Below are 2,994 nucleotides of genomic sequence, written 5' to 3'. Positions count from 1 at the left end.
ACCTGAGAGGAACCACCCGCTCAGCCTGCGGGCCCTTGGGGCCCTGGGAGACGTCGTACTCGACGCGGGCGTTCTCCTCCAGCGACTTGAACCCGGTGGTCTCGATCGCGGAGAAGTGCACGAACACATCGGGGCCGCCGTCGTCCTGCTGGATGAAGCCGAAGCCCTTCTCCGAGTTGAACCACTTCACGATGCCTGTTGCCATCTGGCTGATCCTTCACAACGTTCCACTGCGGGCCGCACACGCGGCCGTTTCGATCCTGCCCAACCGTCCCGCGGAGCACACGCTGAACGCGGCCAACCGGAGCAAGCCGCACATTCGAACTTCTGACCGCCTTGTCCGCGAAAAGAGGGAGCGGATCGATCCGAAGCCCTTGGAGAGGCCCTTCGGGGGCCCGCCGCCCGCTTATGCACGCACCCTGTTCACGCACCGCTGTCCGCGGCGGGCAGCGGCACGGTGACCACCGGTGCGGCTGCCAGCAGCGCTGCGGATCGGCGCCGGGGGGCTGCCGCGAGTGCCCGCCGCGGCCCGCCGACCCGGCAGCCCAGGCACTCGGCGTGGCCCGCATGGGCGCCGGTGTCCCGGGTGCGCCAGTCCCAGTCGGCCTCCGGCCGGGGTCCGCTCGGCTTGCCCCACCCGGCGAGATGCAGCAGCCAGGTGACGATCCCGGCCACGACGACGACGCCGAGTCCGATCCAGATCCCGGGGACCCAGGCCGCACAGACGGCGGCGCCCGCTCCGGCGGAGCCCAGCAGGGCCAGGGTGGTTCCCGTCCAGCCGGCCACCGTGTGGCCGAGGTCTACGTGGCCGTGTGCGCTCATGGTTCTCCCAGGTCGGACCGACAGCAGTACGCTCGGAGAGCGGGAAGCTTATTTCGCGAGGTAAGCATCTCACTCACTAAGTAACTTAGATACTAAGGAGTATTTGGGTGCAGGGCAAGACCCGCCCCCCGGCCACGGCCGGCGAGGCGATTGCGCGCATGGACCAGTACGTGGCCCTGGGCATCGTCGGCCAGCAGGAGGTGGCGCAGCTGCTCGGGCTCAACGTCACCGACCTGACCTGCCTGGGCCACATCCTGGGCGCCGGGGACACCCCACTCGCCGCCGGTGATCTCGCCGGACTCCTGGACCTGACCACCGGAGCCGTCACCGGGGTGCTCAACCGCCTCGAACGCGCCGGATACGCGCGGCGCGTCCCCGACCCGGCCGACCGGCGCCGGGTCCGGGTGGTCGCCGACCCCAGGGCCGCGGCGCGGGTCGTCGCCGTGTACCAGCCGATGTACGACCGGCTGGCCACCCTCTTCGCCGATTACACCCCCGACGAGATCGCCGTGATCGCCGACTGGTTCGGCCGCGCGGCGGTCGAGATCCGCGCGCACTGTGCGCAGGTGCGGTCCGGTGAACTGACCGCCGGGGAGGTTTAGCCTCCGCTGGTACCATGGGCGGTTGACCATCTACTTATTTCTTCCCCTCCTTCTTTCTGCTTCGAAAGGTCCTGCATGAGGAATCCGTCAGCTCATGGGCGCTTCGGTGTGAAGGGCGGTGCCAAGGCCGGTGCCCGGACTCCCGCCAAGGCCTCCCGGACCCTCGGCCCGCAGGGTGAGTTCACGATGCACGCGCCGAAGGAGCCCGCGCTCGCGCCGGTGAAGTCCTTTGCCGAGCTCGACCTGCCCCTTGAGCTGGTGGAGACCATGGCCTCGCTGGCCGTGACGGAGCCGTTCCCGATCCAGGCCGCGACGCTCCCGAACGCGCTGGTCGGCCGGGACGTCCTCGGCCGCGGCCGGACCGGGTCGGGCAAGACCCTCGCCTTCGGCCTGGCGCTGCTGGCCCGTACGGCGGGGCAGCAGGCGGACCCGAAGCGACCACTGGCGCTGGTCCTCGTACCGACGCGTGAACTGGCGCAGCAGGTGACCGAGGCGCTGGAGCCCTACGCCGCGGCCCTGAAGCTGCGGATGGCCACCGTGGTCGGCGGGCTGTCCATCGGTCGGCAGGTGAGCTCCCTGCGGACCGGTGCCGAGGTCGTGGTGGCCACGCCCGGGCGGCTCAGCGACCTGGTCGGGCGGCGGGACGTACACCTGGAGCGCGTGAAGATCACCGTGCTCGACGAGGCCGACCAGATGTGCGACATGGGCTTCATGCCGCAGGTCACCGAGATCCTCGACCAAGTGCACCACGCGGGGCAGCGGATGCTGTTCTCCGCGACCCTGGACCGCAACGTCGACCAGCTCGTCCGGAAGTACCTGAAGGACCCGGTCTCGCACTCCGTCGACCCGCAGGCGGGCGCGGTGACGACGATGGACCACCACGTGCTGCACATCCACGCGGCCGACAAGATCTCGGCGGCGACCGAGATCGCGGCCCGGGACAACCGAGTGCTGATGTTCATCGACACCAAGCACGGGGTCGACCAGTTCGTGAAGCACCTGCGGGCCATGGGCGTGCGCGCGGAGGGCCTGCACAGCGGCAAGTCGCAGCCGCAGCGCACCCGGACGCTGGCGCAGTTCAAGAGCGGGGCCGTGACCGTCCTGGTCGCGACGAACGTCGCGGCGCGCGGCATCCACATCGACGACCTCGACCTTGTGGTCAACGTCGACCCGCCCGCCGACCACAAGGACTATCTGCACCGGGGCGGCCGCACCGCCCGGGCCGGCGAGTCCGGGCGGGTCGTCACCCTCGTCACCCCCAACCAGCGCCGGGACATGGTCCGCCTGCTCTCCGACGCCCGGATCCGGCCGACGATCACGCAGGTACGGTCCGGCGAGGCGGCCCTCAGCCGCATCACCGGCGCCAAGGCCCCCTCCGGGGTCCCGCTGGCGGGCTCCGCGCCGACCGACGCCAAGGGCAAGCCCTCGGGCTCGGAGCTCGCGTTCCGCGGCATGGGTACCCGCCCCGGCCGGGGCAAGGAGTCCCGCAAGACGATCGAAGCCCGCCAGCAGGCCGAGGCCCGCCGCGCGGCCCGGGTGCGCCGGGGCGTCTGACACGACACGCGTACGC

The 2,994-nt window shown here is 71.0% G+C and carries 4 protein-coding genes; 2 read left to right on the top strand and 2 right to left on the bottom strand.

Features of this window, described 5'->3' with window-relative positions; all coding sequences use genetic code 11:
* Both ACWGIU_RS34380 and ACWGIU_RS34375 read right to left on the bottom strand, forming a co-directional pair.
* Positions 1 to 205: cold-shock protein (locus ACWGIU_RS34380; protein WP_030758508.1), on the bottom strand; the 205-nt coding region annotated here is incomplete at its 3' end.
* A gap of 218 nt (positions 206 to 423) precedes the next feature.
* The gene (locus ACWGIU_RS34375; RefSeq protein ID WP_453712025.1) at positions 424 to 822 is read right to left on the bottom strand and encodes an HGxxPAAW family protein; all 399 of its coding nucleotides are present in this window, start codon (positions 820 to 822) and stop codon (positions 424 to 426) included.
* Positions 823 to 929: 107 nt separating this feature from the next.
* Here ACWGIU_RS34375 and ACWGIU_RS34370 point away from each other — a divergent pair, with 107 nt between their 5' ends.
* Positions 930 to 1,424 (top strand): MarR family winged helix-turn-helix transcriptional regulator, encoded by a 495-nt coding sequence (locus ACWGIU_RS34370; protein ID WP_453712024.1) that lies wholly within the window; start codon positions 930 to 932, stop codon positions 1,422 to 1,424.
* A 75-nt stretch (positions 1,425 to 1,499) separates the two neighbouring features.
* The gene (locus ACWGIU_RS34365; RefSeq protein ID WP_453712023.1) at positions 1,500 to 2,978 is read left to right on the top strand and encodes a DEAD/DEAH box helicase; all 1,479 of its coding nucleotides are present in this window, start codon (positions 1,500 to 1,502) and stop codon (positions 2,976 to 2,978) included.
* Positions 2,979 to 2,994 lie beyond the last annotated feature (16 nt).

This window comes from Streptomyces sp. NPDC054840 (assembly GCF_053611065.1).
The sequence above is the reverse complement of the archived record's forward strand: the minus strand, read 5'-3'. Positions and strand labels throughout refer to the sequence as shown.